Origin of the sequence: Actinotalea ferrariae CF5-4, from assembly GCF_000603945.1 — a bacterium.
Taxonomy (GTDB): Bacteria; Actinomycetota; Actinomycetes; order Actinomycetales; family Cellulomonadaceae; genus Actinotalea; species Actinotalea ferrariae.
In genome coordinates this window covers 1-723 of the sequence record NZ_AXCW01000551.1, presented here as the reverse complement: position 1 = coordinate 723, position 723 = coordinate 1, and the positions used below count along the sequence as shown (strand labels likewise).

Below are 723 nucleotides of genomic sequence, written 5' to 3'. Positions count from 1 at the left end.
CCGGTCCAGGTCCCGGCGCGCGACCGGCCGGCCGAGGACGAACGCGCGGACCAGGGTGGCGACCGGGTCGACGACCGGCGTGCCCGCCCCGCCCACACCCGGCTCGCCCAGCACCCGCAGCGCCGGGACCGCCTGCTCGCGGTGCAGCGCGGCGCCCGCGACCGGGCCGAGGAGCTCCTCGACGGCGTCCACCGTGAACCCGGCCAGGTCCTCCCGCAGCGCCTCGAGCAGGGGCGCCTGCACGCGGGGCATGCCCTCCTCGCCGCTCACGGCAGGGCGACGTCGACGACGACGGGCAGGTGATCGCTCGCGACCCGGGTCCGCTCGTCCTGCACCCGCCGGGCGCCGCTCACGCGCAGGCCGGCGGTGACGAGGACCGCGTCGAGCCGGCGGTGGGGGCGACGGGTCGGGAAGGTCGGTCCGACGGCCGCCGTCGCGTCGCGCAGGTACCGCTCCAGCGCCCGGCGCGTCGGGCCCCCCGGCTCCTCGTTGAGGTCCCCGGCGACGACGACGCCCCCGGTGGCGCTGGACCGGACGAGGTGGCCCAGGCGCACGAGGTGCCCGGCCCGCTCGGCCTCGGACAGGCCGAGGTGCACGCTGACGACCCGGATCCCGGCGACGTCGGCGTACGCGAGCCCCCGCCGGGTCCGGCCGGGCCGCCACGCGAGGCGCATCGACCGCGCGCCGTGCACGGCGAGCCCCGGCCGCACCAGGAGCGCCGTC

At 80.1% G+C, this 723-nt stretch carries 2 protein-coding genes; both read right to left on the bottom strand.

All coding sequences use genetic code 11. The features are described 5' to 3' along the window. On the bottom strand, positions 1-252 hold a 252-nt coding region (locus tag N866_RS19260), incomplete at its 3' end, for a DUF7059 domain-containing protein (RefSeq protein WP_425393984.1). A 14-nt stretch (positions 253-266) separates the two neighbouring features. Beyond that, positions 267-723 (bottom strand): endonuclease/exonuclease/phosphatase family protein (locus N866_RS21820; protein WP_034229998.1); only part of this gene is annotated, 457 nt, incomplete at its 5' end.